Annotated in this window: 23 protein-coding genes; 17 read left to right on the top strand and 6 right to left on the bottom strand. The window is 62.6% G+C overall.

The features are described 5' to 3' along the window. Positions 1-283 (bottom strand): sensor N-terminal transmembrane domain-containing protein (locus ACLP2E_RS03880; protein WP_442465201.1); only part of this gene is annotated, 283 nt, incomplete at its 3' end. A gap of 182 nt (positions 284-465) precedes the next feature. Then, complete coding sequence (locus ACLP2E_RS03875) at positions 466-1,164, bottom strand: response regulator transcription factor (protein ID WP_442461910.1); 699 nt, start codon at positions 1,162-1,164, stop codon at positions 466-468. 103 nt (positions 1,165-1,267) lie between these two features. Between ACLP2E_RS03875 and ACLP2E_RS03870 the strand changes: the two genes are divergently transcribed. The 4 genes from ACLP2E_RS03870 (at position 1,268) to ACLP2E_RS03855 (ending at position 5,857) form a co-directional block, all read left to right on the top strand. Further along, positions 1,268-2,014, top strand: a complete 747-nt coding sequence (locus tag ACLP2E_RS03870) for a HugZ family pyridoxamine 5'-phosphate oxidase (protein ID WP_442461911.1) — start codon at positions 1,268-1,270, stop codon at positions 2,012-2,014. A gap of 147 nt (positions 2,015-2,161) precedes the next feature. Then, the gene (locus ACLP2E_RS03865; RefSeq protein WP_442465200.1) at positions 2,162-3,775 is read left to right on the top strand and encodes a phosphoenolpyruvate carboxykinase; all 1,614 of its coding nucleotides are present in this window, start codon (positions 2,162-2,164) and stop codon (positions 3,773-3,775) included. Between the two features lie 243 nt (positions 3,776-4,018). Further along, positions 4,019-4,303, top strand: coding sequence for a hypothetical protein (locus ACLP2E_RS03860; protein WP_442461913.1), 285 nt, complete (start codon positions 4,019-4,021; stop codon positions 4,301-4,303). 381 nt (positions 4,304-4,684) lie between these two features. Beyond that, entirely contained in the window at positions 4,685-5,857 is a 1,173-nt protein-coding gene (locus tag ACLP2E_RS03855; RefSeq protein ID WP_442465199.1) for a sensor histidine kinase, read from the top strand. Between the two features lie 32 nt (positions 5,858-5,889). Here ACLP2E_RS03855 and ACLP2E_RS03850 read toward each other — a convergent pair whose 3' ends face one another. From ACLP2E_RS03850 to ACLP2E_RS03835, 4 genes are all read right to left on the bottom strand, one after another. Continuing rightward, positions 5,890-7,326 carry a bifunctional enoyl-CoA hydratase/phosphate acetyltransferase gene (locus ACLP2E_RS03850; protein WP_442465198.1) on the bottom strand — a complete coding sequence of 479 codons (1,437 nt, stop codon included), beginning with the start codon at positions 7,324-7,326 and terminating at the stop codon, positions 5,890-5,892. 44 nt (positions 7,327-7,370) lie between these two features. Next, a complete protein-coding gene (locus ACLP2E_RS03845; RefSeq protein ID WP_442465197.1) occupies positions 7,371-9,077 on the bottom strand; it encodes a PHA/PHB synthase family protein in 1,707 nt (568 codons plus the stop codon). 149 nt (positions 9,078-9,226) lie between these two features. Further along, a complete protein-coding gene (gene rcdA / locus ACLP2E_RS03840) occupies positions 9,227-9,748 on the bottom strand; it encodes a protease adaptor protein RcdA (protein ID WP_442461917.1) in 522 nt (173 codons plus the stop codon). A gap of 328 nt (positions 9,749-10,076) precedes the next feature. Further along, complete coding sequence (locus ACLP2E_RS03835) at positions 10,077-10,280, bottom strand: DUF1192 domain-containing protein (protein ID WP_442465196.1); 204 nt, start codon at positions 10,278-10,280, stop codon at positions 10,077-10,079. Between the two features lie 183 nt (positions 10,281-10,463). Here ACLP2E_RS03835 and ACLP2E_RS03830 point away from each other — a divergent pair, with 183 nt between their 5' ends. The 13 genes from ACLP2E_RS03830 to ybgF all read left to right on the top strand — a co-directional run bounded on the left by ACLP2E_RS03830 (position 10,464) and on the right by ybgF (position 23,589). Then, positions 10,464-11,183: a DUF1013 domain-containing protein gene (locus tag ACLP2E_RS03830; RefSeq protein WP_442461919.1), complete on the top strand. Its 720-nt coding sequence runs from the start codon at positions 10,464-10,466 to the stop codon at positions 11,181-11,183. 47 nt (positions 11,184-11,230) lie between these two features. Beyond that, positions 11,231-11,749 (top strand): crossover junction endodeoxyribonuclease RuvC, encoded by a 519-nt coding sequence (ruvC, locus tag ACLP2E_RS03825; protein WP_442461920.1) that lies wholly within the window; start codon positions 11,231-11,233, stop codon positions 11,747-11,749. A gap of 160 nt (positions 11,750-11,909) precedes the next feature. Beyond that, complete coding sequence (gene adhP / locus ACLP2E_RS03820) at positions 11,910-12,935, top strand: alcohol dehydrogenase AdhP (protein ID WP_442461921.1); 1,026 nt, start codon at positions 11,910-11,912, stop codon at positions 12,933-12,935. Positions 12,936-13,031: 96 nt separating this feature from the next. Continuing rightward, positions 13,032-13,652, top strand: coding sequence for a Holliday junction branch migration protein RuvA (gene ruvA / locus ACLP2E_RS03815; protein WP_442461922.1), 621 nt, complete (start codon positions 13,032-13,034; stop codon positions 13,650-13,652). Positions 13,653-14,276: 624 nt separating this feature from the next. Beyond that, positions 14,277-15,314, top strand: coding sequence for a Holliday junction branch migration DNA helicase RuvB (gene ruvB / locus ACLP2E_RS03810; RefSeq protein ID WP_442461923.1), 1,038 nt, complete (start codon positions 14,277-14,279; stop codon positions 15,312-15,314). A 578-nt stretch (positions 15,315-15,892) separates the two neighbouring features. After that, positions 15,893-16,291, top strand: a complete 399-nt coding sequence (gene ybgC / locus ACLP2E_RS03805) for a tol-pal system-associated acyl-CoA thioesterase (RefSeq protein ID WP_442461924.1) — start codon at positions 15,893-15,895, stop codon at positions 16,289-16,291. A 139-nt stretch (positions 16,292-16,430) separates the two neighbouring features. Continuing rightward, complete coding sequence (gene sauS / locus ACLP2E_RS03800) at positions 16,431-17,843, top strand: acylating sulfoacetaldehyde dehydrogenase (RefSeq protein ID WP_442465195.1); 1,413 nt, start codon at positions 16,431-16,433, stop codon at positions 17,841-17,843. A 152-nt stretch (positions 17,844-17,995) separates the two neighbouring features. Next, positions 17,996-18,721 carry a protein TolQ gene (gene tolQ / locus ACLP2E_RS03795; RefSeq protein ID WP_442461926.1) on the top strand — a complete coding sequence of 242 codons (726 nt, stop codon included), beginning with the start codon at positions 17,996-17,998 and terminating at the stop codon, positions 18,719-18,721. Between the two features lie 12 nt (positions 18,722-18,733). Further along, positions 18,734-19,180 (top strand): protein TolR, encoded by a 447-nt coding sequence (gene tolR / locus ACLP2E_RS03790; protein WP_442461927.1) that lies wholly within the window; start codon positions 18,734-18,736, stop codon positions 19,178-19,180. Positions 19,181-19,219: 39 nt separating this feature from the next. Next, the gene (locus ACLP2E_RS03785; RefSeq protein WP_442465194.1) at positions 19,220-20,314 is read left to right on the top strand and encodes a cell envelope biogenesis protein TolA; all 1,095 of its coding nucleotides are present in this window, start codon (positions 19,220-19,222) and stop codon (positions 20,312-20,314) included. Between the two features lie 52 nt (positions 20,315-20,366). Then, on the top strand, positions 20,367-21,665 hold the full coding sequence (gene tolB / locus ACLP2E_RS03780) for a Tol-Pal system beta propeller repeat protein TolB (protein ID WP_442465193.1): 1,299 nt from the start codon (positions 20,367-20,369) through the stop codon (positions 21,663-21,665). Positions 21,666-21,830: 165 nt separating this feature from the next. After that, positions 21,831-22,355, top strand: coding sequence for a peptidoglycan-associated lipoprotein Pal (gene pal / locus ACLP2E_RS03775; RefSeq protein WP_442461929.1), 525 nt, complete (start codon positions 21,831-21,833; stop codon positions 22,353-22,355). A gap of 157 nt (positions 22,356-22,512) precedes the next feature. Then, positions 22,513-23,589 (top strand): tol-pal system protein YbgF, encoded by a 1,077-nt coding sequence (gene ybgF, locus ACLP2E_RS03770; RefSeq protein WP_442465192.1) that lies wholly within the window; start codon positions 22,513-22,515, stop codon positions 23,587-23,589. Positions 23,590-23,719: the final 130 nt, after the last annotated feature.

Below are 23,719 nucleotides of genomic sequence, written 5' to 3'. Positions count from 1 at the left end.
GCTTTTCCGGGTCTATGGTGATGGCGTCGGCTTCCACCGTGGCCGAGGAGGCGATGGCCGCCGAAATCATCTGGGCCTGGGTGGCGAGACTCTGGATGCGGGCGTCGATCAGGCTTTGGCGGAACTGGTTGAGATAGAGAAAGCCGATCAGCAAGGCGAAGAGACCGCCCAGATTGAGCAGGATGATGCGCCGGGTCAGGGGGGAGGAAAAACGCGACACGGCCCCGCGCCAGAAGGCGCGCAACGCCACCACCCGCCGTTTCGCGCGCGGACTTGCCGGCAGCGAGCGCAAGGCTGAAAAGGGCCAGCGCGAAAAAAGGCGGGTCCAGGCGCCGCGCCTCAGTTCGCTTCCGCCTCCCGACTGTTCCGCGCCGACGCGCCTGTCCAATTTTTCTCCTCCGGAGATGATTCCAGCTTATCTCTCGCGCAAGCTGAGGGGGTGGCGCAGTGGCGACCGGCCGCCCGTCACGCTTCCTTGAAACGATAGCCGACGCCGTAGAGCGTTTCGATCATTTCGAAATCGTCGTCCACCAACTTGAATTTCTTACGCAATCTCTTGATATGGCTGTCGATGGTGCGGTCGTCGACATAGACTTGGTCGTCGTAGGCCGCGTCCATCAAGGCGTTGCGGCTCTTGACTACGCCCGGCCGCGTCGCCAGCGCCTGGAGGATCAGGAATTCCGTAACGGTGAGAATGACCGGTTCGTTCTTCCAGGTGCAGGCGTGACGCTCCGGGTCCATCTTGAGATGGCCGCGTTCGAGAATTTTCGCTTCCGATTCCTTCTGCGCCGCCGCCTCCTTGGGGCTGGAGCGGCGCAGGATCGCCTTGACCCGCTCGACCAGCAGGCGCTGGGAAAACGGTTTGCGGATGAAATCGTCTGCGCCCATTTTCAGGCCGAACAACTCGTCGATCTCCTCGTCCTTGGAGGTGAGGAAGATCACCGGCAGATCGGATTTCTGGCGCAACCGGCGCAACAACTCCATGCCGTCCATGCGCGGCATTTTGATGTCGAAGATCGCCATATCAGGCGGATTATTCTTCAAACCGTCGAGCGCGGCCATGCCGTCGGTATAGGTCTGGACGCGATAGCCTTCCCCCTCCAGGGCTATGGAGACCGAAGTGAGAATATTGCGATCGTCGTCGACAAGGGCGATGGTCGGCATGGCAATCCTCTTTTTTGATCTTCCGGCGCCGCGAAAGAGCGACGACGCAGCGATTATATAATAGTCTTGCCGAGGAATTCACGCCGTTTTGACTGAATGCGCCATGAACGATGCCGACAAGCCGCTGAAATCGCCTTTTGCCCCGCTCGCCGAGAACAGTTTCGACGGTCTTGCCCTGGCGCGAAAGCTGCTGCGCGCCATTCCGGTCGGCGCCCTGGCGACCCTGGCCAAGGACACAGGCTATCCTTTCGCTACCTTGACCAGCGTGGCGACATTGCATGACGGCGCGCCCTTGCTTTTGCTGTCCAGCCTCGCCCATCACACCAAGAACATTCGCGCCGACGCGCGCGCCTCGCTTTTGCTGGCGGAAGGCGGCAAGGGCGATCCGCTCGCCCATCCGAGACTGACCGTGGTCGGCCGGCTGGCCCCCATCGTCGACGCGCGCTCGAGGAAAAGATTCCTACGGCGGCATCCCAAAGCGGAACTTTACGCGGATTTCGCGGATTTCGGGTTTTGGCGCCTCGAACCTGAGGCGGCGCATCTCAATGGCGGTTTCGCCCGCGCCGCCGACTACCGGGGCGCCGATCTGCTCGCGCCGGTCGCCGCGGCGCAGTGCTTGATCGAGGCCGAAGACGCAATGCTCGACGAACTCAACGCCCAGCCGCGCGAAGTCCGCGCCGCCTTGGCCGCCGCCGCGGGGGAGGACAAATTGTCGCAGTGGCGGGCGGTCGGGCTCGATCCCGGCGGTCTCGATCTTGCGTCGGGACAGGCGGGCGCCCGGCTGTCCTTCACCCGAACGGCGGAAAACCCGGCGCAATGGCGCGAGGCGCTGGCGGAGGCGACCCGCTAAGCTTGCGTTCTGAAATACTTCTCTTTGGCCAGCCCTACTAATTTGGGGGCTTGCAAGCCCCGGTATCGGCGGGTAAACGGACTTTCAACGTTCAGCTTTAATCATGCGTGTCGGGTCGTCAGGCGACGCGTTGGGGAGAAAAAAATCATGGCGCAGTCGGGCATATATAATACGGCCTTCCCGGTCGAGACGTTTGGCTTCAAAAATCTCAAAGACGTCTATTACAACCTGACTGCTCCGAAGCTTTACGAAGAATCCCTGCGCCGCAACGAGTCGGTCCTGGCCGCCGGCGGCGCCCTGGTCGCCGAAACGGGCGCCCACACCGGCCGCTCCGCCAAGGACAAATTCGTCGTGCGCGACGAAACCACCGAAAACAATGTGTGGTGGGAAAATAACGGCGCGATCTCTCCGGCCAATTTCGACGCCCTTTACGAAGACTTCATCGCCCATGCCGAAGGCAAGGACCTGTTCGTGCAGGATCTGTTCGGCGGCGCCGATCCGGCCCACCGCGTTCGCACGCGCGTCGTCACCGAATACGCCTGGCACTCGCTGTTCATCCAGAACCTGCTGATCCAGCCCTCCGCGGAAGACGTGCTCACCCATGTCGCCGACCTGACCATCGTCGATCTGCCCTCGTTCCGCGCCGATCCGAAACGCCATGGCTGCCGCTCCGAGACCATCATCGCGGTCGATTTCGCCAAAAAAATCGTGCTGATCGGCGGCACCAGCTACGCCGGCGAGATGAAGAAGTCGGTCTTCACCTATCTCAATTACATCCTGCCGACCGAAGGCACGATGCCGATGCACTGCTCGGCCAATATCGGCCCGGCCGGCGACACGGCGGTATTCTTCGGCCTTTCCGGCACCGGCAAGACGACCCTTTCCGCCGACAGCTCGCGCACCCTGATCGGCGACGACGAGCACGGCTGGTCGAAAGAAGGCGTGTTCAATTTCGAAGGCGGCTGCTACGCCAAGGCGATCAAGCTGTCGCGCGAAGCCGAGCCGGAAATCTTCGCCACCACCGAGCGTTTCGGCACGGTGATGGAGAACGTCGTGCTCGATCCGGAAACCCGCGTTCCCGATTTCGACGACGGCACCAAGACGGAAAACACCCGCGTCGCCTATCCGCTCGACTTCATTCCCAACGCCTCCGCCACCGGCCGCGGCGGCCATCCGAAGAACATCGTGCTCCTGACCTGCGACGCTTTCGGCGTCCTTCCGCCGATCGCCAAGCTCGACGCCTCGCAGGCCATGTATCATTTCCTCTCCGGCTATACCGCCAAGGTGGCGGGCACGGAAAAGGGCGTGACCGAGCCCTCCGCGACCTTCTCTACCTGTTTCGGCGCGCCCTTCATGCCGCGCCATCCGTCGGAATACGGCAACCTGCTGCGCGACCTGATCGCCAAGCACCATGTCGATTGCTGGCTGGTCAACACCGGGTGGACCGGCGGCAAGTATGGCGTGGGCCGCCGCATGCCGATCCGCGTCACCCGCCGCCTGCTCTCCGCCGCCCTCGACGGTTCGTTGAACAAGGCCGATTTCCGCACCGACCCCTATTTCGGCCTTGCCGTTCCGACCTCGGTGCCCGGCGTCGAACCGCATATCCTCAACCCGTTCAAGACATGGGCCTCGCCAGCGGAATTCGCCGAAACCGCGAAGAAGCTGGTGAAATTGTTCCGCGACAATTTCGTCACCTTCGAGCCGCATGTTGACGCAAAGGTCAAGGAAGCCGCCCCGGCGGTGCAGATCGCCGCCGAATAATTCAAATCTCCGGAGCGACCCTCAAAAGCCCCGCCTGGCCCCAGGCGGGGCTTTCCTTATGCTCTGTTTATGGTCGGGTTGCGTTTGTTAATAGGTTGTTAATATTAGTGAATAACTGTTCACGAATAGGGCGGGAAATCCAAGTCAAAGGCATTTTGTGGTCTTAATCTAGCCATTAACGGAACCGAAACAATGCGCTGTTGTTATCGTCTTCAAACGCGATGAAAAACGGCGAGACTCAAAATGCGCATCGGCTCATCCAAAGATATGAACAGCAAGACTTTAACGCCACTCGGCAAGATCAGCGCCGTCTCGGACTGGCGCGGCGCTGGCGACAACATGGACGACAATGTCTACCGGCTGAAAGCGCTGCATCAGCTGATGCGCGCCGCCGAGGATTGCGACGCCGACGCGCTGATGGACGTCGATTACAGCGAGGAAATCCTCGCCAGGACGGAACACCCCGGCGCCGCAACGCTGCGGCGCATCTGCGCCACCGCCCTCGCGGTCAAGCTGAAATCGGCGTGATTTCGTCCCTATGTCGTCAGCGCCAACGCCGCCGCAAGGCGGCGTTTTATTTTGGCCGAATGCAGAAGCGTGGGACCAACTGACCCGGCGCTCAAAAGGATTATTGGTTTTTAGAATTTCTGGATTTTCTTGGTGACCCTCCGATCCGCGGGAGTCGGCGCCCCTTTTTCCTCGAAGGCTCCTGAAGCTTTGCAGAAAATACAGTGCAATTATCTGTTTCTCATAGAGAAAACTTCAACGGTAAAGTGTAGTGACTATAGTCATTGTCAAAGGCCAAGTTCACGTTGTAGGCGTCAGTTTGCTGTACCTTGACCAAGCGTCAAAATCGTGGCTTATTAACCCTATTGAAGTTCATTTGTTTGTTTTGCGCGAGTTATCGCCATGCCAATTTCTGATCATAAAGCCGAGGCGCCATTTCCCTTCCCAGGCATCGCTTCCGCCAGAGCGTTTCGCTCGGGAAAGTATTTTGGGTCGATTCCAGCCGAGTCGGGCGCAGCCTTCGTCGTCGTCACCCGCCGGGCGCGCGACCGCCAGAAGTTTCTCGCCGAAATTCTCTCCCGGCACGCCGAATTGGGCGTCAAGGTCGCAACGGACGGCTTGCGGGTCCAATCGAATAAAATCTACCTGCTCACGCCCAACTCCGGATTGGACATCGTCGATGGGCGTTTTCGTCTACGCGTTGCGGGCCCGGAACATGTCGGTGGCGCCGTCGTGTGGCCGGTGGGCGGCAAGCGCAGCGACATTGGCGCCGAGGGCTTATCGCAAGCCGAAATCGAATCCGCCAAGACAGAGTTGCTGTCGGTCAACGAGGAATTGCGGACGGACAACCACGAGCTTCGCGCCAGGGTGGAAGAGCTGGAGCGCGCCAATGGCGAACTCGCCAAATCCCTCGCCGACGCCGCCAGATCGGAAGAGCGGCAGCGCTCGCTGGTCGCCGAACTCAACCATCGCGTCCAGAACATGCTGATGGTGGTCATGGCGATCGGGCGACAGACACTGGCTTACACCGCCTCGCCCGAGCAATTCGCGCAGCGTTTTTTCGACCGGCTCCACGCCTTCTCGCGCGCCCACGAGCTGCTGTCGCGCGGGAACTGGGGCGAAATCAGCTTCAGGCGGCTGGCGCTCCAGGCACTGGAGCCCTTTGTCGCATCCGACGGCGACCGCATCGCAGTTTCAGGACCCGAAATCATGCTGTCGCCGCCGCTGGCGTTGAGTTTCGGCTTGATCCTCGATGAGTTGGCGACCAACGCGGTCAAATATGGCGCCTTGTCCGATATCCTCGGCAGGGTCTCGGTCAACTGGTCCGTGTCCCCCGGCGAAACCGATAACGCTCCCGTGCTGAGGCTGACATGGAGCGAAAGCGGCGGCCCGCCGGCAAAGCCGCCAAAACGGCAGGGGCTCGGCATGAAAATCATGAAACAGGAAGTGGAATACAGCCATTTCGGCGTCGCCGAATTCACCTTTGCCGATGTCGGATTTTCCGCAACGTTCGAGGTTCCTCAAGACGCGCAAAAGGGAGCGCCGCAATGGCAGGGGCTCCAGCTCCTTCTCTGACCGGACCAGCCCGCCTTGACCGGACAAAGCGATTACGCCGGCCGCGGCGCCGCCCGCGCAATCAACCCGGCGACGGCGCAGGAGGCAAGGCGGGTGCGCGCGCTATCGGCGCGGCTGGTCAGGACAATCGGAACCCGCGCGCCCAGCACCACCCCCGCCGCGTCGGCCCCGGCGAGAAAAGTCAGTTGCTTGGCCAGCATGTTGCCGGCTTCGAGATCGGGAACGACAAGAATGTCGGCTTGGCCTGCGACGGCTGAGACCAGTTCTTTTTCGCGCGCCGACGCCGGGCTGATGGCGTTGTCGAAAGCGAGAGGCCCATCGACCAGGGCGCCGGTAATCTGGCCGCGATCGGCCATCTTGCACAAGGCGGCGGCGTCAAGAGTCGAGCGCAGGTTGGGATTGATCACTTCCACCGCCGACAGCACCGCCACCCGAGGCTCGGCAACGCCGAGCATATGGGCGAGATCGACGGCGTTCTGGATGATGTCGCGCTTGGCTTCGAGATCGGGCGCGATATTGACCGCCGCGTCGGTCAGCAGCAGCGGGCGCGGATAACCGGGCGCATCGATCAGATAGACATGGCTGAGCCGGCGTCCGGTGCGCAGGCCCTCCTGCGGATCGAGCACTGCGTGGAGCAATTCGTCGGAATGCAGCGAGCCCTTCATCAGCGCCTGCGCCTCGCCACGTCGCGCCAGCGCCACCGCGGCGGCGGCCGCCGCCCCGCATAGCGGCGCGACGATCAGCCCGTAGGGGGCGCAATCCACCCCGGCCGCGCGCGCCGCCGCCAGAATTTTAGCGCGAGGGCCGACGAGAATCGGCTCGATCAGGCCGGCCTGCGCCGCCTCGACCGCCGCGCCGAGCGCCGCCGCGTCGCAAGGATGGGCGACGGCGACCACCAGCGGAGGCTCGCCGCGCACCCGGTCCATCAAGGCGCGGAAACGCTCGTGGTCGCCCACCCGCACCACGGGCAGATCGGGCCTCGGCACACGCAGTTTTTCGGTGGGCGCGCGGACATAGGCGGTTCCGCTGAGCACCGCCTGGCCGTTCTGGTTGGCGCCCCGGCAATCGAGCCGCAACTCGCCGCTGGCCTCATCCTTGGCGCTCACCGTCACGGTGACGGTCAGCGTGTCGCCGACCGCAACGGGCAGCAGGTAGCGAATGTCCTGGCCGAGAAAAATCCCGCCCGGCCCCGGCAGTTTCGCTCCGATGACGCCCGAGACCAGCGCCGAGCCGTAGAGGCCGTGGGCCACCACCTTGTGAAACGGACTGTTGCGGGCGAAATCCGCGTCCATGTGGATCGGGTTCACATCTCCCGAGACGATGGCGAGCAGATCGATGTCGCGCCGGGTCGCCTGACGGGTCAGGCTGGCCGCGTCGCCGACCGAAATTTCCGCGAAAATGCGGTTTTCGATGACGTTTTCGCTCGATACGGCGGCGAGAATGACAGCGTTGGCGTCGAGCGCGTTCATCCCAATAGGCTCCAATCCAAGGGATCAAGTTTGTTCAGATTTGCTCAGGTTTCCAGCACGTAGGTTCCCGGCGCGTCGCACAAGGCCTTCCCCATGGTCGGAGGCGGCCCGAAGGCGCCGGAGCGGGCTTCGAGCCAATCGGCGTATTCCGGCCACCAGGAGCCGGATTTTTGCGCGGCCCGAGCGACGAAATCCTGCGGCGCCGGCGCGGGTCCGCCTTTCGGCCGGAAAGCGATGCGATAGGAGCGATGGCGATGGCCCGGCTCGCTGACAATGCCGCCGTTGTGGCCGCCCACGGCCAGCAAAAAAGTGATTTCGCCCTTGTTGAGCCGATGGATCTTGAACACCGAGCGCCACGGCGCGACATGGTCGGACTCAGATCCCACCGCGAAAATCGGGGCGGCGATCGCCCCAAGGTCGACCTTGCCGCCGGCCGCCTCGAAACGCCCCTCAGCCAGATCGTTATGCAGGAACAGCGAACGCAGGTATTGCGAATGCATGCGATAGGGCATCCGGGTGGCGTCGGCGTTCCACACCATCAGATCGTTGGGATGCTCCTCTTCACCGAGCATGTAGAGTTTCACCATGCGCGACCATACCAGATCGCGCGCGCGCAGCATCGAGAAGGCGCCGGCCATCTGGCGCGCGTCGAGATAGCCCTGCCGCGCCATGATCACGTCCAGCGCGTCGAGTTCGGGCTCGTCGATGAAAAGCTGCAATTCGCCCGGTTCGGAAAAATCGGTCTGCGCCGCCAGCAGGCAGAGGCTCGCCAGACGGTCGTCCTTGTCGCGCGCCATAGCGGCGGCGGCGATCGACAGCAGCGTGCCGCCGAGGCAATAGCCGAGCACATGGATGGGATGCGGGCCGCAGATCGCGCCGATGGCGTCGAGCGCCGCCATCGGACCGAGGCGGCGGTAATCGTCGAAACTTGTCTCCGCCAGCTCCGGCCCCGGATTGCGCCAGGAAACGCAGAACACGGTGAACCCGCGCCCGACCATATAGCGGATGAAGCTATCATGCGGCGTCAGGTCGAGGATGTAATATTTCATGATCCAGGCCGGGACGATCAGCAGCGGCTCCGGCCGCGTCTGCGAGGTCGCGGGCGCATATTGGATCAGCTCCATCAATTCATTGCGCAACACGACTTTTCCGGGCGTAATCGCCAAATCGCGCCCGACGAGGAAATTTTCCTCAGCCCCGACGGCTTCCGGGGCGATGTAGCGGCGCGCGTCTCGCGCGAAATGATCGAGGCCGTGCAGAAAATTCAGGCCGCCCTGATTGAGGGTGGCGCGCAAGACCTCGGGATTGGTCCAAATGAAATTGGAGGGCGAGAAGGCGTCCAGCCATTGCCGCGCCGCGAAGGCGGCGAGCTTGGCGTGTCTGGGCTGGACGCCCGGCGTATGCAGCAGGCAATGGTTGAGCCATTGCTCGATCAGCAGGAAATTGCGGGCGTAAACGCTGAAAGGAGGAACGCGCCAAACGGGGTCGGCGAAGCGATGATCATCGGCCCCCGAAAGCGGCGTGTGATCGGCGCCGAACGAGCGCAGTCCTTGTTTGAGCGCCAATTGGGCGATCTCGCCGAGATAGGCGGGCGCCAGCGCCATATGGCTGGCGACATCGGTGAAGGCGGGCGCAAGCTCCGTTGGCGAAAGCGGGCTGGCGAGGGCGCCCTGGGCCATTGCGCGCCAGAAGGCCACCGGGTCGGTCGCAAGCAGCTTTTCGATTTCGGACTTGATTGTCGAGTCGGGCATGACCTCAGCCTCTGCGAAGGCGTCTAACCGCCGAACCCATGCTTTGTGCGGCGTCCTGACGCGAAAAAGCAAGCTTAGCGCATCGGCAGCCGCACCGCCTTGATCCAGCTCTACGCGTCTCGCGCGATTTCATCGTAGCGCGAAAAAGCTCAGCCGAATGCAGCGCGGAGGCGGGCCAGTTGTTCCTCGACCGGGCTGACCGCGGGCGCGGCGAAAGGCGCGTCGAGGTTGAGATAAAGCAATTGATCGAGATGGATGATGCGCGCTTGCAGCCTCAGGCTCTCGCAGACCAGATCGCGCAGGCTCGCGGGCAATCGGGCGAAGACTTCCGGCGCAACCGCATGGTCCTGAGAGGATAATCTGACCTTGCGCTTTTCGCTGGCCGCCTGATCGAGGGTCAGTTCGCGTTCGTTGACCGCTCTTTGCAGCAGCAGCCAGGAGGCAATTTGCATCAGGCGCGTGGTTAGTCGCATGCTCTCGGCGGCATAGGCCAGGGAGTCGTTGCGCGCGAGGCTTCTGGCCTGTTCGCGTCCCGGTCCGTCGAGATAGGCGGCGGCCTCCTCGACCAAATTCATGCCTTCGTGAAACATGGTCTTGAAGGCGTCCGACGCCGCCAGACGCGCAGCGAAAGAAACCGGGGCGGAGCCTGGCGGATTGATCGACGGATTCATGCGCAACCCCGATAAGCACTGAACGCAAAAACAGCCCGGCAGCCTGACCGTGGGGCCTGATTGCGGCATGTCTGAACATAGCGCCAAACGAAGGGCCTTGCTTGTTTAATCTTCTTTAACCTTAACCTCCCTCCCCCGCTGGAGACGACAAAAAAGGAGCCGCGGCAAGCGGCCCCTAAAAGGCTGTTTCATAGGGAGGAATCAGACAAGAGCGAGAGATCGCTTGTTCCGCCAAGGTGGGAACGATGGAAGCATAACGCGTCAAGCGTTACAATGCGGTTAAAATCGGCAGCTCTTCCGTTAAATACTTTGAGAACATTACGTTAGGTCACGTCTTGAAGAACGCGTCGGCGGCTGAGCGCGAGGCGCTCTTTTTCGCGCGCGCCGCTTCGAGCCTTTCGATTTCGGCGCGCAGAAGTTCTATGCGCAGGCCCAGTTCTTCGACTGACAATGGTTCCAGCGGCTCGCCCACGACATGCTGGCTGGGCGCCGGCTTCTTGGCGGCGAAAATCTCGTCCTCATCCCTGCTCATGGCTGTTTCTCCTTTTCGCCCCAAAAAATATTCCAAATGTGGAAATATTTTGCGTTTCCGAGCGGGCCGCCTTATATTCGCGCAATTCCCGTCATGAATGGAAATTTGAGGCTGAGCCTCGGCCGGGCCGGAGCGTGCGAACGCGCGTCCGACGGCGTAAAGAACAGATTCGAGGAGAGACCAATGAGCAACGCTCCGCTCATGCCCAAGGCCACCGCCATCTGGCTGGTGGAAAACACCTCGCTGACATTCGATCAGATCGCCGAATTCTGCAAACTGCATCCGCTCGAAGTCAAGGGCATAGCCGACGGCGAAGTGGGCGCCGGCATTCGCGGCCATGATCCGATCACTTCCGGCCAGCTGACGCGCGAAGAAATCGAAAAGGCCGAGAAGAATCCCGAGCACCAGTTGAAGCTCGCGGTGTCGAAAGTGCGGCTGCCGGAAGTCAAGCGTCATCGCGGTCCGCGCTATACGCCCTTGTCGCGCCGCCAGGACCGGCCCAACGCCATTCTCTGGCTGGTGCGCAACCATCCCGAGCTGAAGGATGCGCAGATCATGCGCCTCGCCGGCACCACCAAGACCACGATCGGCGCGATCCGCGACCGCACCCATTGGAATTCGGCGGCTCTGACGCCGATGGACCCGGTGACGCTCGGCCTGTGCTCGCAGATCGACCTCGATTTCGAAGTGCAGCGCTCGGCCAAGGATCGCCCGGCGGTGGTCGAGGATCAGGGCCCGACGCTGATTCCCAGCGAAGAGACGACCCAGCCCTATTATTACGAGCGCACTTCGCACGAAGACGTGTTCGGCACATCCGCGGCCAAGCCCCAGGCCGAGGAAGAGGACGAGATCGACGTCGATTCCGTCTTCTCCAAGCTCAAGGACTTGAAGACGAAGGAATGACGGCGGCTCCCCGGGGGAGCGGCCTTTGTTCGAATAGAGGGGAAGCCATGCCGGCCGTGCGCATTCTGGGGATCGATCCGGGCCTGCGTCACACCGGCTGGGGTGTGATCGAGGCGGACGGTTCGCGCCTCGCTTTTGTCGCCTGCGGCGCAGTCCACAGCGAAACCGGGCAAAGCCTCGCCGAACGGCTGCGCGCGCTGCATGACGGTCTCGCCGCCGTCATCGCCGCGCATCTCCCGCACGAGGCGGCGGTAGAAGAGACTTTCGTCAACCGCGACCCGCAATCGGCGCTAAAACTCGGTCACGCGAGGGGAATCGCTTTGGTGGTCCCCGCTTTGGCCGGGCTCGATGTCTCCGAATATTCCGCCAATCTGGTGAAAAAAACCGTGGTCGGCGCCGGCCACGCCGAAAAGGCGCAGGTCGCCATGATGGTGAAAGTGCTGCTGCCGCGCAGCGAGGCGCTGGGCGCCGACGCCGCGGACGCGCTCGCCGTCGCCATCTGCCACGCCCAGCATCGCGGCGCCCGCGCCATGGCGCGCAAATTGGCGGACAGGATCATTAGCTAAGAGCTTGGGCTCAGGGCCTGGCCTGAAAGCGGAAAAAAAGCCGTTTATTCTGGGCCGCAATCGTCGCGACCCCAAGTGTCGAGATCATTGACGGCCAGAGGTTTTGGCGCAAAATTAATGCGATGCTTGATCGCCGAGCTTCTCCTTCCGCGAGGTTCCCATGGCCCAGACTATGAAGGCGGCGGTGGTCCGCCAACTTGGCAAGCCTCTTGTCATTGAGGAAGTTCCAATCCCGATGCCGGGACCGGGCGAGGTGCTGGTGCAGATCAAGGCCACCGGTGTCTGCCACACCGATCTTCACGCCGCCGACGGCGACTGGCCGGTCAAGCCCAGTCCGCCCTTCATTCCAGGACACGAGGGCGCCGGCATTGTCGTGGCGCGCGGCGCCGGCGTGACCCGGATCAAGGAGGGCGACGCCGTGGGCATAGCCTGGCTTCACGACGCCTGCGGCTGTTGCGAACATTGCCTGACCGGCTGGGAGACTTTGTGTGAAAGCCAGCGCAACAGCGGCTACAGCTTTAATGGCAGTTTCGCGGAATTCGCGCTGGGCGCGGCGGATTATGTCGCTCACCTGCCCGCTTCCGTCGATTTCAAAACCATGGCGCCGATCCTTTGCGCCGGCGTGACGACCTATAAGGGAATCAAGGAGACCGAGGCGAGGCCGGGCGAATGGCTGGCCGTTTCCGGCATCGGCGGACTGGGCCACGTCGCGCTGCAATATGCCAAGGCCATGGGCCTGCATGTGGTTGCGTTGGACGTTGGCGAGGAAAAGCTGGCTTTGGCGAGAAATCTCGGCGCCGATCTCGCCATTGACGCCTCATCGCCGGATGCGGCCGCGCAGGTGGTGAAAGAGACCGGCGGCGGCGCCCATGGCGTGCTGGTGACGGCGGTCTCGCCGCCGGCTTTCGCTCAGGCCATCCAATATGTGCGGCGCAAGGGCACGATCAGCTTGGTCGGCCTGCCGCCGGGCGAATTCGCCACGCCCATTTTCGATGTTGTGCTTAAGCGCATCACCTTGCGCGGGTCGATCGTCGGCGGCCGCCAAGACTTGGCCGAAGCCATTGAATTTGCCTCCGAAGGCAAGGTCAAGGCGCATGTTCACATCAGGTCGCTCGATCAAATCAACGAGGTTTTCGCCGAGTTGAAGGCCGGAACGGTGGACGGTCGTGTTGTTCTGCCGTTCTGATCTTCGCAATCTGGGGCGCCGCGCGCCTTTCGCGCCGAGACGGACCGGGTTAGACTGCCAGCCTCAGATTCGGCGCGGAAAAATGATCGGCAGACGGTGATCGGCAAACTCAAGGGCGTGGTGGATTCCCTTCACGAGGATCATGTCATCCTCGACGTGCACGGGGTGGGCTATGTCGTGGCCTGTTCGACGCGCACCTTGCAGAAATTGCCGCGCGCCGGCGAGGCGGCGGTTCTCGCCATCGAGACTCAGGTGCGCGAGGACGCCATAAGGCTGTTCGGCTTCCTGGCGGATTCCGAGCGCGACTGGTTCCGGCTGTTGCAGAATGTGCAGGGGGTGGGCTCGAAAGTGGCCCTCGCCATCCTCTCGATTTTCACGCCGGCGGAACTGACTGCCGCCATCGCCTTGCAGGACAAGGCGGCGGTGTCGCGCGCGCCGGGCGTCGGGCCGAAACTCGCCGCGCGTATCGTCGCCGAATTGAAGGACAAGGCGGGGGCTTTCGACGCGGTCGATCCGGTCGCCGCGCGTCTCGCCGGCGAGGAGGCGGCGCCTGCCGGTTCGACGGCGGCGCAGGAGGCGATTTCCGCTCTGGTCAATCTCGGCTACGGCCGCCCGCAGGCGGCGACCGCCATAGCCGCGAGCCTGAAGGCTTTGGGCGAGGGGGCGGAAACCCCGGCGCTGATCCGGCGCGGGCTGAAGGAATTGGCGACCGCGTGATCAGGGCAAGCGGCATTATTGGCGCGACAATTGATAGTAATGGATGCTGCGCACTAATCTCAAATTGGGATCACGCCAATGACAGATCAATACAAATGGATAAAGACCGATCACGGCAACGTCGAAATTGTAACTGTCAGGAGATGGCGGTTTCCTGATAATAACTGTCCTCAAATTCCTCCTCTAAACCTGACGGAGGAACAATTCGCGAGTTTCCAGAAGGCACCTGAAGAGTTTTTGCCCGCTTGTTCAACGTAAGGAAATCTGCGAGCAGCAGGGCTGGCGCGCCGGACAGGAATTTGTTTTCCTGCCGAAAGGCAAGAGCGTCGTTCTGGTTCCCGTACCCGAGCGGGAAGAGCTTTTCGGCATAGCGAAAGGCGCCAATCCAGAGAATTATCGGGACCGGAACGACCGGTATTGATGCAGAAGATCGTGTGGCGCTTTCGCGCCAAAAAGGGAATCTGGCGTGGCGAATTTTGAACTTTCACGGCCTTGCCTGCTCCAATGCCGTCATTGCGAGCGAAGCGAAGCAATCCAGACCCAGCCTGTGGCCTCTGGATTGCCGCGTCGCTTCGCTCCTCGCAATGACGCGAGCCGAGGCAGAGATGGCAGAACGGTGACACGATGACCCCCACGGCCCGCCTCGTCACGCAGGAAAAGCGTGAGGACGATCTCGAAGCCTCGATCCGTCCGATGACCCTGCTGGATTTCACCGGCCAGGAAGCGGCGCGGAAAAATCTGAAAGTGTTCATCGAAGCGGCGAAAGCGCGAAAAGACGCGCTCGATCATGTGCTGTTCGTCGGGCCGCCCGGCCTCGGCAAGACCACGCTGGCGCAGATCGTGGCGCGCGAACTGGGAGTCAATTTCCGCTCCACTTCCGGCCCGGTGATCGCCAAGGCCGGCGATCTCGCGGCGCAGCTTACCAATCTGGAGGAACGCGACGTCCTGTTCATCGACGAAATCCACCGGCTCAATCCGGCGGTCGAGGAAATACTCTATCCGGCGATGGAGGATTTCCAGCTCGATCTGATCATCGGCGAGGGCCCGGCGGCGCGCTCGGTGAAAATCGACCTGGCGCAATTCACCCTCGTCGGCGCAACCACCCGCGCCGGGCTGCTGACCACGCCGCTGCGCGACCGTTTCGGCATTCCGATCCGCATGAATTTCTACAACGTCGAGGAATTGCAGAGCATTGTTTCGCGCGGCGCCCGCGTGATGAAATGCCCGATGAGCGAGGACGGGGCGCATGAGATCGCCCGGCGCTCGCGCGGCACGCCGCGCATCGCCGGCCGACTTTTGCGACGTGTCCGTGATTTTGCCCTGGTCGACGGTGACCCCGTCGTCACCCGCGCGGTGGCCGACAGGGCGCTGAAACTGCTCGATGTCGACAGCATTGGCCTCGACCAGATGGACCGGCGCTATCTCGACATGGTCGCGATCAATTTCGGCGGCGGCCCGGTCGGGATCGAAACCATCGCCGCCGCGCTTTCGGAGCCCCGCGACGCCATCGAGGACATCATCGAGCCCTATCTGCTCCAGCAGGGTTTTCTCAACCGCACCCCGCGTGGAAGGGTGCTGACGCCACAGGCGTTCAGGCACCTGGGGCTCGCCGTCCCGGCGCAGGCGCCGCAGATCGGCCTGTTTTCCGATGACGACGCGTGAGCGCGCCATGACGGCGGAAGTCACGGCCGCGCAAGGCGCCTTTGGCGAGGACCGCCACACCTTCCCATTCGCGTCTATTTTGACGACCCAATTAAGGCCGTGGATTATTTAAATCGGATATTGATATGATGGACGAAACCGACACCGATCCAGTCGCTCTGCATTTCTCGTCTATACCAGCGGATACGCCGTTCACGTTGTTAGAAGGATGATTGAAGGTCATCTATAAGCTCACCTATCCAAATGGGAAGATTTATATTGGCCAAGATCGCGTAGCCAGCATGCGGTATTTCGGAAGCCCAAACAGAAAAACCCTTGCAGCGGATTTCACGCTCGAAGATTACAGGGACTTCACTGTCCGCCGTCAGATAATTGGGAATCCGAATCGGCTACCAATGCGGAAGTCACTGCCAAAGAAATCGAGTTCATCCGTACCCTTAGGGCGAATGACCCTGCGGTTGGCTATAATAGGTGGCCAAAGTACAAGAGCCCGAAATAATCCACCGAGGTTCACCATTTTGTGCTTGATACATTCGGTCAATCGCTTTAGCGCCTGATATGTCGTGAGTGTGAAACAAATGAGTCCGCCGCATTCATTCCCCATCCGCGTCTATTACGAGGACACGGATTTTTCCGGTATCGTCTATCACGCCAACTATCTGCGCTTCATCGAGCGGGCGCGCACCGAAATGTTGCGTGAAAAAGACATCCATCAGGGAGAAATCCTCGCCGGCGAGAAATTATTCTTCGTCGTGGCGCGTATGAACATCGATTTTTTGCGCCCCGCCCGGATGGACGACCTGCTGATCGTGGAGACGAAGCCGGCGAAAATCGGCGCGGCGATCCTCGAACTTGACCAGATTGTGCGGCGAGACGAGGAAGTGCTTTTTACCGCCCGCGTCTTCATCGCCGCCGTCTCGGACGGCAAGGCGCGCCGCCTGCCGCGCGAAATCCGCGAAAAACTGGTCTTTTGCTGATTCCCTTTGATCGCGGCGCGTCGCGGTCGACCGAGTTTCTCGGGCGGGTCGTCCGCACCGCCTTTTGGCCGGCAAGTTTGCCAGAATTCGATCGGTATGTATTAAGACGAGTTCATAGGTGCAATCAGGGCTGTTGTCGATGCGGGACGAGGAAGGCGAACCACGGGTAAGGCTTATCGTCGCGAGGGCGCGCGCGGCCCAGGAGGCCTTCGCCGGGGCAAGCCAGGAAACCGTGGACTTGGCCGTAACGGCCGCCGGCTGGGCGATCATGGAGCCGCGCCGCAATCGGGCTCTGGCCGAGCAGGCGGTTCGCGACACCGGTCTCGGGACGGTCGACGACAAGTTTGACAAAAACCACCGCAAGACCTTGGGGCTGCTTCGAGACCTGCGGGGCGCGCGTTCGGTCGGCGTCCTGACCGACGACCCCGACACCGGCATCACCGAAATCGCCCGACCGGTCGGTGTGGTGGCGGGCCTCACGCCGTCGACTCATCCGGTGGCTACCCCGATCAATTACATCATCAACGCCCTCAAGGGGCGCAACGCCGTCATTCTGGCCCCATCTCCCAAAGGCGCCGGAGTCTGCGCCCGTTTGCTGGATCACGTCCATGACGAACTGGCGAAAGTCGGGCTGCCGGCGGATCTGGCGCAGATGCTGCCGCCGCCGGCGTCGAAGGCGCTCACCATGGAATTGATGCGTCAGGCGGACCTGGTGCTGGCCGCCGGCTCGCAGGCCAATGTCCGCGCGGCTTATTCCAGCGGCACGCCCGCCCTTGGCGTCGGTTTGGGCAATGTGGCCGCCATCATCTCGCCCAATGCCGACTTTCAGGCCACCGCCGCCCGCATCGCCGTCTCCAAGAGCTTCGACAACGCCACCAGCTGTTCCTCGGAAAACAGTCTGGTGGTGATCGGAGACGCCTGGCGGCCCCTGCTTGCCGCCTTGGCGGCGGAGGGCGGCGTGCTGGCCACGCCCGAAGAGCGGTCGCAGCTCGAGGCCGCGATGTTTCCCTCGAGCAAGTTGTCGCCAGCCGTTGTCGCGCAATCCGCCCCGCGGCTGGCGCGGCTGGCTGGACTGGATCGTGACGACTACGCCGCGTGCCGATTCATCATGGCGCACGAAGACACGACCCATGTCGGCTCCCGCCACCCGCTCTCCGGCGAGAAGCTTTCCCCGGTGTTGACGCTTTATCGCGTCGCCGACTTCGATGCGGCCATCGCTCAGGTGCGGGCGATCTACGACTACCAGGGCAAGGGCCATTCGGTCGGGGTCCACGGCGCCAGCCCGCAGGAGATCCTGCGTCTCGGCCTGGAACTGCCGGTGTGCCGGGTTATCGTCGATCAGATCCATAGTTACGCCGTCAGCGGGGCTTTCGATAATGGCCAGCCGTTCTCGATGGCCATGGGATGCGGCACATGGGGCGGCAATGGATTTTCCGACAACCTCACCTACCGCCACTTTCTCAACATCATCCGGATCGTGCGCCCGACGACGCCGCGCCAGCCCCGGGTCGAGGATGTGTTCGATGACTATTGGCGGCGTTACGGGCGGTGAGTCCAGGGCTCCGCCGACACTCCCGCTTCGTAACCTCCTGTTAACCGTAAGGCGGGCTTAACTGCGACTTCGGCATTTTTGCGCGTCAGGCCGCAGAAATGACCGATTTGCACTGCAAAAGCCGCGCGGAAATATTGCGAGGAACAAGGTTCATGAATGAGATCGCCACGCCGATGGCCGCCGCCGCGACCGAAGGCTCCGTATTCGCCATGTTCTGGAGCGCCAGTTTCGTCGTGAAATTGGTGATGGTCGGCCTCCTGGCCGCCTCGATCTGGTGCTGGGCGATCATCATCAACAAGACGTTGCTGATCCGTCGGGCGCGCGCGGCGATGGATGAATTCGAGGGCGTGTTCTGGTCCGGCAATTCGCTGGAAGACCTCTATCAGTCGCTCGCGTCGCGCCCGACCACGGCCACTGCGTCGCTTTTCCTCGCCGCCATGCGCGAATGGAAACGCTCGTTCCAGAACGCCGGCGCCTCCTTCGTCGGGTTGCAGTCGCGCATCGAAAAAGTGCTGGACGTCTCCATCGCCCGCGAAGTCGAGAAACTCGAGGCCAATCTGCTGGTGCTCGCCACCACCGCCTCCTGCGCCCCGTTCATTGGCCTGTTCGGCACGGTCTGGGGCATCATGACCGCTTTTCGCTCCATCGCCGCCTCGAAAAACACCTCGCTCGCCGTGGTCGCGCCGGGCATCGCGGAAGCGCTTTTCGCCACCGCCATCGGCCTGTTCGCCGCCATTCCAGCGCTGATCGCCTATAACAAGCTCTCCGGCGACGTGGCCAAGACCCAGGCCAAGATGGAGAGTTTCGCTGACGAATTCTCCGCCATCCTGTCGAGGCAGATCGACCAGCACGCCGGCTCGCGCAACAACGCCGCCTGAGGAGGTCTTCGAATGGCAATGAACCTTTCCGCAGGCGGAAGCGGCGGGCGGCGCCGGCGCGGCGTGCCGCGCTATCGCGCCATGGCCGACATCAACATGACGCCCTTCATCGACGTGATGCTGGTGCTGCTGATCATCTTCATGGTCGCGGCGCCGCTGCTCTCCTCCGGCGTGCCGATCGACCTGCCGTCGACCAAGGCGGCGGAGCTGAATATCGACAAGAAGCCGATCGCGGTCGCCATCGACGAGCACGGCGACATTTTCCTGATGGACAAGAAGGTCGAGGCCGGCGCCCTGATCGAGGGCGTAAAGGCCCAGGCCAAGGACGGCTCGGACGAGCGCGTCTATGTGCGCGCCTCCAAATCCGTGCCCTATGGAAAGGTGGCGGAAGTCATGTCCGATCTCACCTCGGCGGGTTTCAAGAAAGTCGCGCTGGTGACGGAGCAGGAGAGGAAATAGGGCTTTGCCCCAATTTTCATTTTCGAGGCTGATGCGGCGGTGACTTTTTCGCGTTCCGAACCAGGGTTTGGGCTCTCGGCGGCGATTCATTTCGGATTGCTGGCGGCGATGCTTGTGGCTTTTTCGCAGGACCGGAAATTTGACGACGCGCAGGAGGCGATCCCGGTCGAGACCATTACCGACAGCCAGTTCAGCCAGATCATGAAAGGCGAAAAAACCGCCAAGGAGGCGACCGGCAAGCCGCGTGTCGATCGCGTCGCCGACGTTTCCGAGCCAAAGCCGACGCCGCCGACGCCGGAGGCCAAGCATGACGTTCCGACCCCGCCGCCGCCGCTGAAGCGCCTGCCCGATCCCGGCGAAGCGGAAGACCAACCGACGCCGACCCCGCCGCCGCTTCCCGCTCCGACGCCTCCCGCGCCGCCGCAGCGCCCGGCGCCGCCGAAGCCGGCCGCCAAGGCGCCGCCGCAGGAGGACAAGGCCGAGCGGGAAAAGGACGACGCTGAGCCGGTCAAGCCGCCCGTGCGGCCAAAGCCGCCGGAAAAGGCCGAACAGAAGCCGAAGCCGCCGACGCCCAGGCCTGAACCCAAACCGGCGCCGAAACCGCCGAAACTGGACGAAGTCGCCAAATTGCTCGCCGAGAGCAAGGACAAGGCGCCGGCCAAACCGAAATCGGGCGAGGAAAGCAACGACCGCCGGACGCCCGATCTGGCGGAAATTTCCCGCATGCTCAGCCGGGAGCCGCCGAAGGCGCTTGGCTCGGTCGGCCGCGAATTGAACAAGACCGCTTCGCTCGGCGCGCCCAACGCCTCGGCGGCGAAAATGTCGCCCTCGCTGTCCGACGCCCTCAACGGCCTGCTGATGGAACAGTACAAGGCGTGCTGGAGCTATCTGCCTTTGTCTAACGGGCCGAAATATGTCCCCTGGATCCGCGTCTCCTATCGGCCAGACGGCTCGCTCGCCGGCGAACCGGTGCTGACCAATCCGCCTTCCGATCCCGTCTCACGGGCGCTTGCCGATAGCGCGATGCGCGCGGTGCGCCGCTGCAATCCGCTGAAAATTCCGGCCCGTTTCCAGCCCTTCTACGATCAGTGGAAGGATTGGAAGGTCGGCTTCGATCCCGTGATTCTCAACTAATTCCGTCACCCGGCGGATGACTCCGGCGACCGCCAGAAATCAGGAATACTCGATGCACACTCCCACCCGCCGCTCCGCCGTTTCCCTTTTCGGGGGGCTCGCCCTCGGCTCCCTCGTCGGCCGCGCCGCTTTCGCCCAGCGCACGCTGGAAGTGCATGGCGGCGGCGATTTCAAGCCGGTCAATGTCGCGGTCACCCCTTTCGCCGGCGACGGCGGCCCATCGCTCACTTCTATCGTGACCAATAATTTCAAGCGCTCGGTGTTCGTCAATCCGGTCGACGCCGGCGCCGCCGGGTCGGTCAATCCCGACGTCGCGCCCAACATGGACCCCTTTCGCGCCCTCAACGCGCAATATGTCGTCACTGGCCGCTCGGCGCGCGGCGCCGACGGGCGTATGAAGACCGAATTTCGCCTGTGGGATGTCGCCAACGGCACACAGGCCGCCGGCCAGCAATATGTCACCGATCCGAACAATTCCCGCCGCGTCGCCCATATCGTCTCCGACGCCATTTTCAGCAAGGTCACCGGCGAAAAGGGCTTTTTCGACACCCGCATCGCTTATGTCGACGAGACCGGGCCGCGCGAGAACCGCAGGAAGCGCCTGGCGATCATGGATCAGGACGGCGCCAATGTGCGCTATCTCACCCATGGCGACGATCTGGTCGTGACGCCGCGCTTTTCGCCCAGTTCGCAGGAGCTGACCTACATGTCTTTCGGCTCCGAGGATCCGAAAGTTTTCCTGCTCAATATCGACACCGGCCAGCGCGAAGTGGTCGGCAACTTCCCTGGCATGACCTTTTCACCGCGCTTCTCGCCCGACGGCCAGCGCGTCGTCATGTCTTTGCAGCAGGGCGGCTCGGCCAATCTCTATTCGATGGACCTGCGCTCGCGCACCACGACGCGGCTGTCCGATTCCGCGGCCATCGACACGTCTCCCTCTTATTCGCCGGACGGTTCCCGCATCGTGTTCGAATCCGATCGCGGCGGCGCCCAGCAGATTTACGTCATGGGAGCGAACGGCGGAGCGGCGAACCGCATTTCCTTCGGCGAGGGTCGCTATTCGACGCCGGTCTGGTCGCCCAAGGGCGATTACATCGCCTTCACCCGCCAGGCCGGCGGAAACTTCGGCATCGGCGTCATGAAGCCGGACGGATCGGGCGAGCGCATCCTGACCGACGGTTTTCATAACGAGGGCCCGACCTGGGCGCCCAACGGCCTGTTCGTGATGTTCTTCCGCAATGGCGGCGGCGGCCCGAAATTATTCATGATCGATATTTTCGGACGCGGCGAATTTCCGGTCCCGACGCCGTCTTTCGGCTCCGATCCGTCGTGGAGTCCGCTGCTCGGGTGAGCCGTCGCCGCATTCTGGCCATGAAGCCTCTGTTAACCATGGGCGCCATTGCGGCGAAGTGGCGCGTGAAAATAACCATTCGTCAAGGTTACGAGAACCTTCGCTTAACGATCGCAGGTTAGGACTGACGGGAACCCCCGGTCGTCAGTCAAAGGAGCGCCCCGGATGCATATTGTTGGATCGAAATTTCACGGACTGAAATTCGCGGCGGCCGTCGCTTCGGTCCTGGCGCTGGGCGCCTGCGCCAAAAATCCCGCCGACCTCAATGGCCTCGACGGGCGCGGCGGCGTAGGGGTCGGCTCTCAGGCAGGCGCGGCGACTCCGGGTTCGCCGCAGGATTTCGTGGTCAATGTCGGCGACCGCGTGTTTTTCGATAGCGATTCCACCGAATTGAATGGCGCGGCGCAGGTTACGCTCGACAAGCAGGCCCGCTGGCTCAATCAATATGGCTCCTACGCCTTCACCATCGAGGGTCACGCCGACGAGCGCGGCACGCGCGAATATAATTTCGCCCTCGGGGCCCGCCGCGCCGAATCCGCCAAGAATTATCTGGTCTCACGCGGCGTAGCCGCCTCGCGCATCAAGACCATCAGCTATGGCAAGGAACGTCCGGTGGCGGTCTGCGACGATATTTCCTGCTGGTCGCAGAACCGCCGCGCCGTCACCGTGCTCAAGGGCGGCCAGAGCTGATTTTGGCGCGATAACGCTAAAATCAACTCCGGCGCAACGCAGGCGCCGGAGTTTTTTTGCATTCGTCACGCTCAAGAGCGCGGAACGCCACTTTTTGACCTTATCGGCGGGCCATATGCTCACAGATAAGTGATTCATGCGGAGATTGGGGCAAGGCATGGCTGATTGGACGCCGGACAGGATTTCGTCGGGACGTTTGTTCAAGGGAATTATGGTCGCCACGACGTTTTCGGCGCTGATCGGCCTTGCGCCCGCGGCGCAGGGGCAGGACTACAACCGTCCGCCCGCCGACGTTGAACAGGGTGGCTATGGCGCCGGCGGCGGCGACACTTCCTCTATCTTGCGCATCGACCGGCTGGAAAACCAGGTCCGTTCGCTGAACGGCCAGGTCGAGCAGTTGCAATTCCAGATCCGTCGGATGGAAGATCAATTGCGCAAGTTCCAACTCGATGTGGACGCGCGTTTCCAGGATGGCGCCGGACGCGTCGCACGGCCCGCCGCAGCGCCGCCGCAAAAACGCAGCGAACTTCCCGAAGGCGCCGCCATGGACGCCGGCGCGCAGCAGGCGGAGGTTGTTCCTCCCGTCGCGCCGGTCGTCGTCGACGGTCGCCGCCATGACGCCTATGATCCCAACGTCCAGCCGGCCGCGCCCGGCGCGCCGCTGCCGCTCGGATCTCCCGCCTCGGGAAGCCGGCCAGTGGCCAGGGCGGCGGAAACCCGCCGCGACCCTGGCGGCCCGCTCGATCTCACCCCTCCGGGCCTGCGCGACCAGACTCAAGCCGCCGCTCCCGCCGCCACCCTCGCCGCTGTCGAACCGGGCGCGGCCGCCGCCATGCCGGCGACCCCGGCCGATCCGGTGAAGACCGAATATGACGCGGCGACGGATCAATTGAAGACGCAGCATTACGACGCCGCGCAGCAGGGTTTTTCCGCCTTCGTGCAGAAAAATCCGCATAGTCGACTGATCGCCCCGGCGATCTACCATCTCGGCGAGAGCTTTTATTACCAGAGCCGTCACCGCGAGGCGGCGGAGCAGTTCCTGAAGATCGCCACCGATTATTCCAAAAGCCCGGTGGCGCCCGACGCCATGATCAAGCTCGGCGTGTCGCTCAACGCCCTGGGCGCCAAGGAGCAGGCCTGCGCCTTCTTCTCGGAGTTGCCGCGCAAATATCCTAACGCCTCGGCGGCGGAAAAAACCGCGGCGGCGCGCGAGGCGAAGAAGGCTTCTTGCTGAGGTCCGCCAAAGTATCCCTCGACCCGTCGCGTCTGTTCGCCGGGTGTGAAAATCTTTCCGGCCTGCTGCTTGCGGTGTCCGGTGGACCGGACTCGCTGGCTTTGATGCATCTCGCGGCGCTTTGGCGCGA

This window comes from Rhodoblastus sp., from assembly GCF_052145335.1.
GTDB lineage: Bacteria > Pseudomonadota > Alphaproteobacteria > Rhizobiales > Beijerinckiaceae > Rhodoblastus.
This window is presented reverse-complemented; position numbering and strand designations above follow the sequence as displayed.

Coding starts and splice junctions, on each gene's coding strand:
- ACLP2E_RS03875 (WP_442461910.1), bottom strand. CDS start 1,164: ATGCCGACCATCGCCCTTGTCGACGACGATCGCAATATTCTCACTTCG.
- ACLP2E_RS03870 (WP_442461911.1), top strand. CDS start 1,268: ATGAACGATGCCGACAAGCCGCTGAAATCGCCTTTTGCCCCGCTCGCC.
- ACLP2E_RS03865 (WP_442465200.1), top strand. CDS start 2,162: ATGGCGCAGTCGGGCATATATAATACGGCCTTCCCGGTCGAGACGTTT.
- ACLP2E_RS03860 (WP_442461913.1), top strand. CDS start 4,019: ATGCGCATCGGCTCATCCAAAGATATGAACAGCAAGACTTTAACGCCA.
- ACLP2E_RS03855 (WP_442465199.1), top strand. CDS start 4,685: ATGCCAATTTCTGATCATAAAGCCGAGGCGCCATTTCCCTTCCCAGGC.
- ACLP2E_RS03850 (WP_442465198.1), bottom strand. CDS start 7,326: ATGAACGCGCTCGACGCCAACGCTGTCATTCTCGCCGCCGTATCGAGC.
- ACLP2E_RS03845 (WP_442465197.1), bottom strand. CDS start 9,077: ATGCCCGACTCGACAATCAAGTCCGAAATCGAAAAGCTGCTTGCGACC.
- rcdA (WP_442461917.1), bottom strand. CDS start 9,748: ATGAATCCGTCGATCAATCCGCCAGGCTCCGCCCCGGTTTCTTTCGCT.
- ACLP2E_RS03835 (WP_442465196.1), bottom strand. CDS start 10,280: ATGAGCAGGGATGAGGACGAGATTTTCGCCGCCAAGAAGCCGGCGCCC.
- ACLP2E_RS03830 (WP_442461919.1), top strand. CDS start 10,464: ATGAGCAACGCTCCGCTCATGCCCAAGGCCACCGCCATCTGGCTGGTG.
- ruvC (WP_442461920.1), top strand. CDS start 11,231: ATGCCGGCCGTGCGCATTCTGGGGATCGATCCGGGCCTGCGTCACACC.
- adhP (WP_442461921.1), top strand. CDS start 11,910: ATGGCCCAGACTATGAAGGCGGCGGTGGTCCGCCAACTTGGCAAGCCT.
- ruvB (WP_442461923.1), top strand. CDS start 14,277: ATGACCCCCACGGCCCGCCTCGTCACGCAGGAAAAGCGTGAGGACGAT.
- ybgC (WP_442461924.1), top strand. CDS start 15,893: ATGAGTCCGCCGCATTCATTCCCCATCCGCGTCTATTACGAGGACACG.
- sauS (WP_442465195.1), top strand. CDS start 16,431: ATGCGGGACGAGGAAGGCGAACCACGGGTAAGGCTTATCGTCGCGAGG.
- tolQ (WP_442461926.1), top strand. CDS start 17,996: ATGAATGAGATCGCCACGCCGATGGCCGCCGCCGCGACCGAAGGCTCC.
- tolR (WP_442461927.1), top strand. CDS start 18,734: ATGGCAATGAACCTTTCCGCAGGCGGAAGCGGCGGGCGGCGCCGGCGC.
- tolB (WP_442465193.1), top strand. CDS start 20,367: ATGCACACTCCCACCCGCCGCTCCGCCGTTTCCCTTTTCGGGGGGCTC.
- pal (WP_442461929.1), top strand. CDS start 21,831: ATGCATATTGTTGGATCGAAATTTCACGGACTGAAATTCGCGGCGGCC.
- ybgF (WP_442465192.1), top strand. CDS start 22,513: ATGGCTGATTGGACGCCGGACAGGATTTCGTCGGGACGTTTGTTCAAG.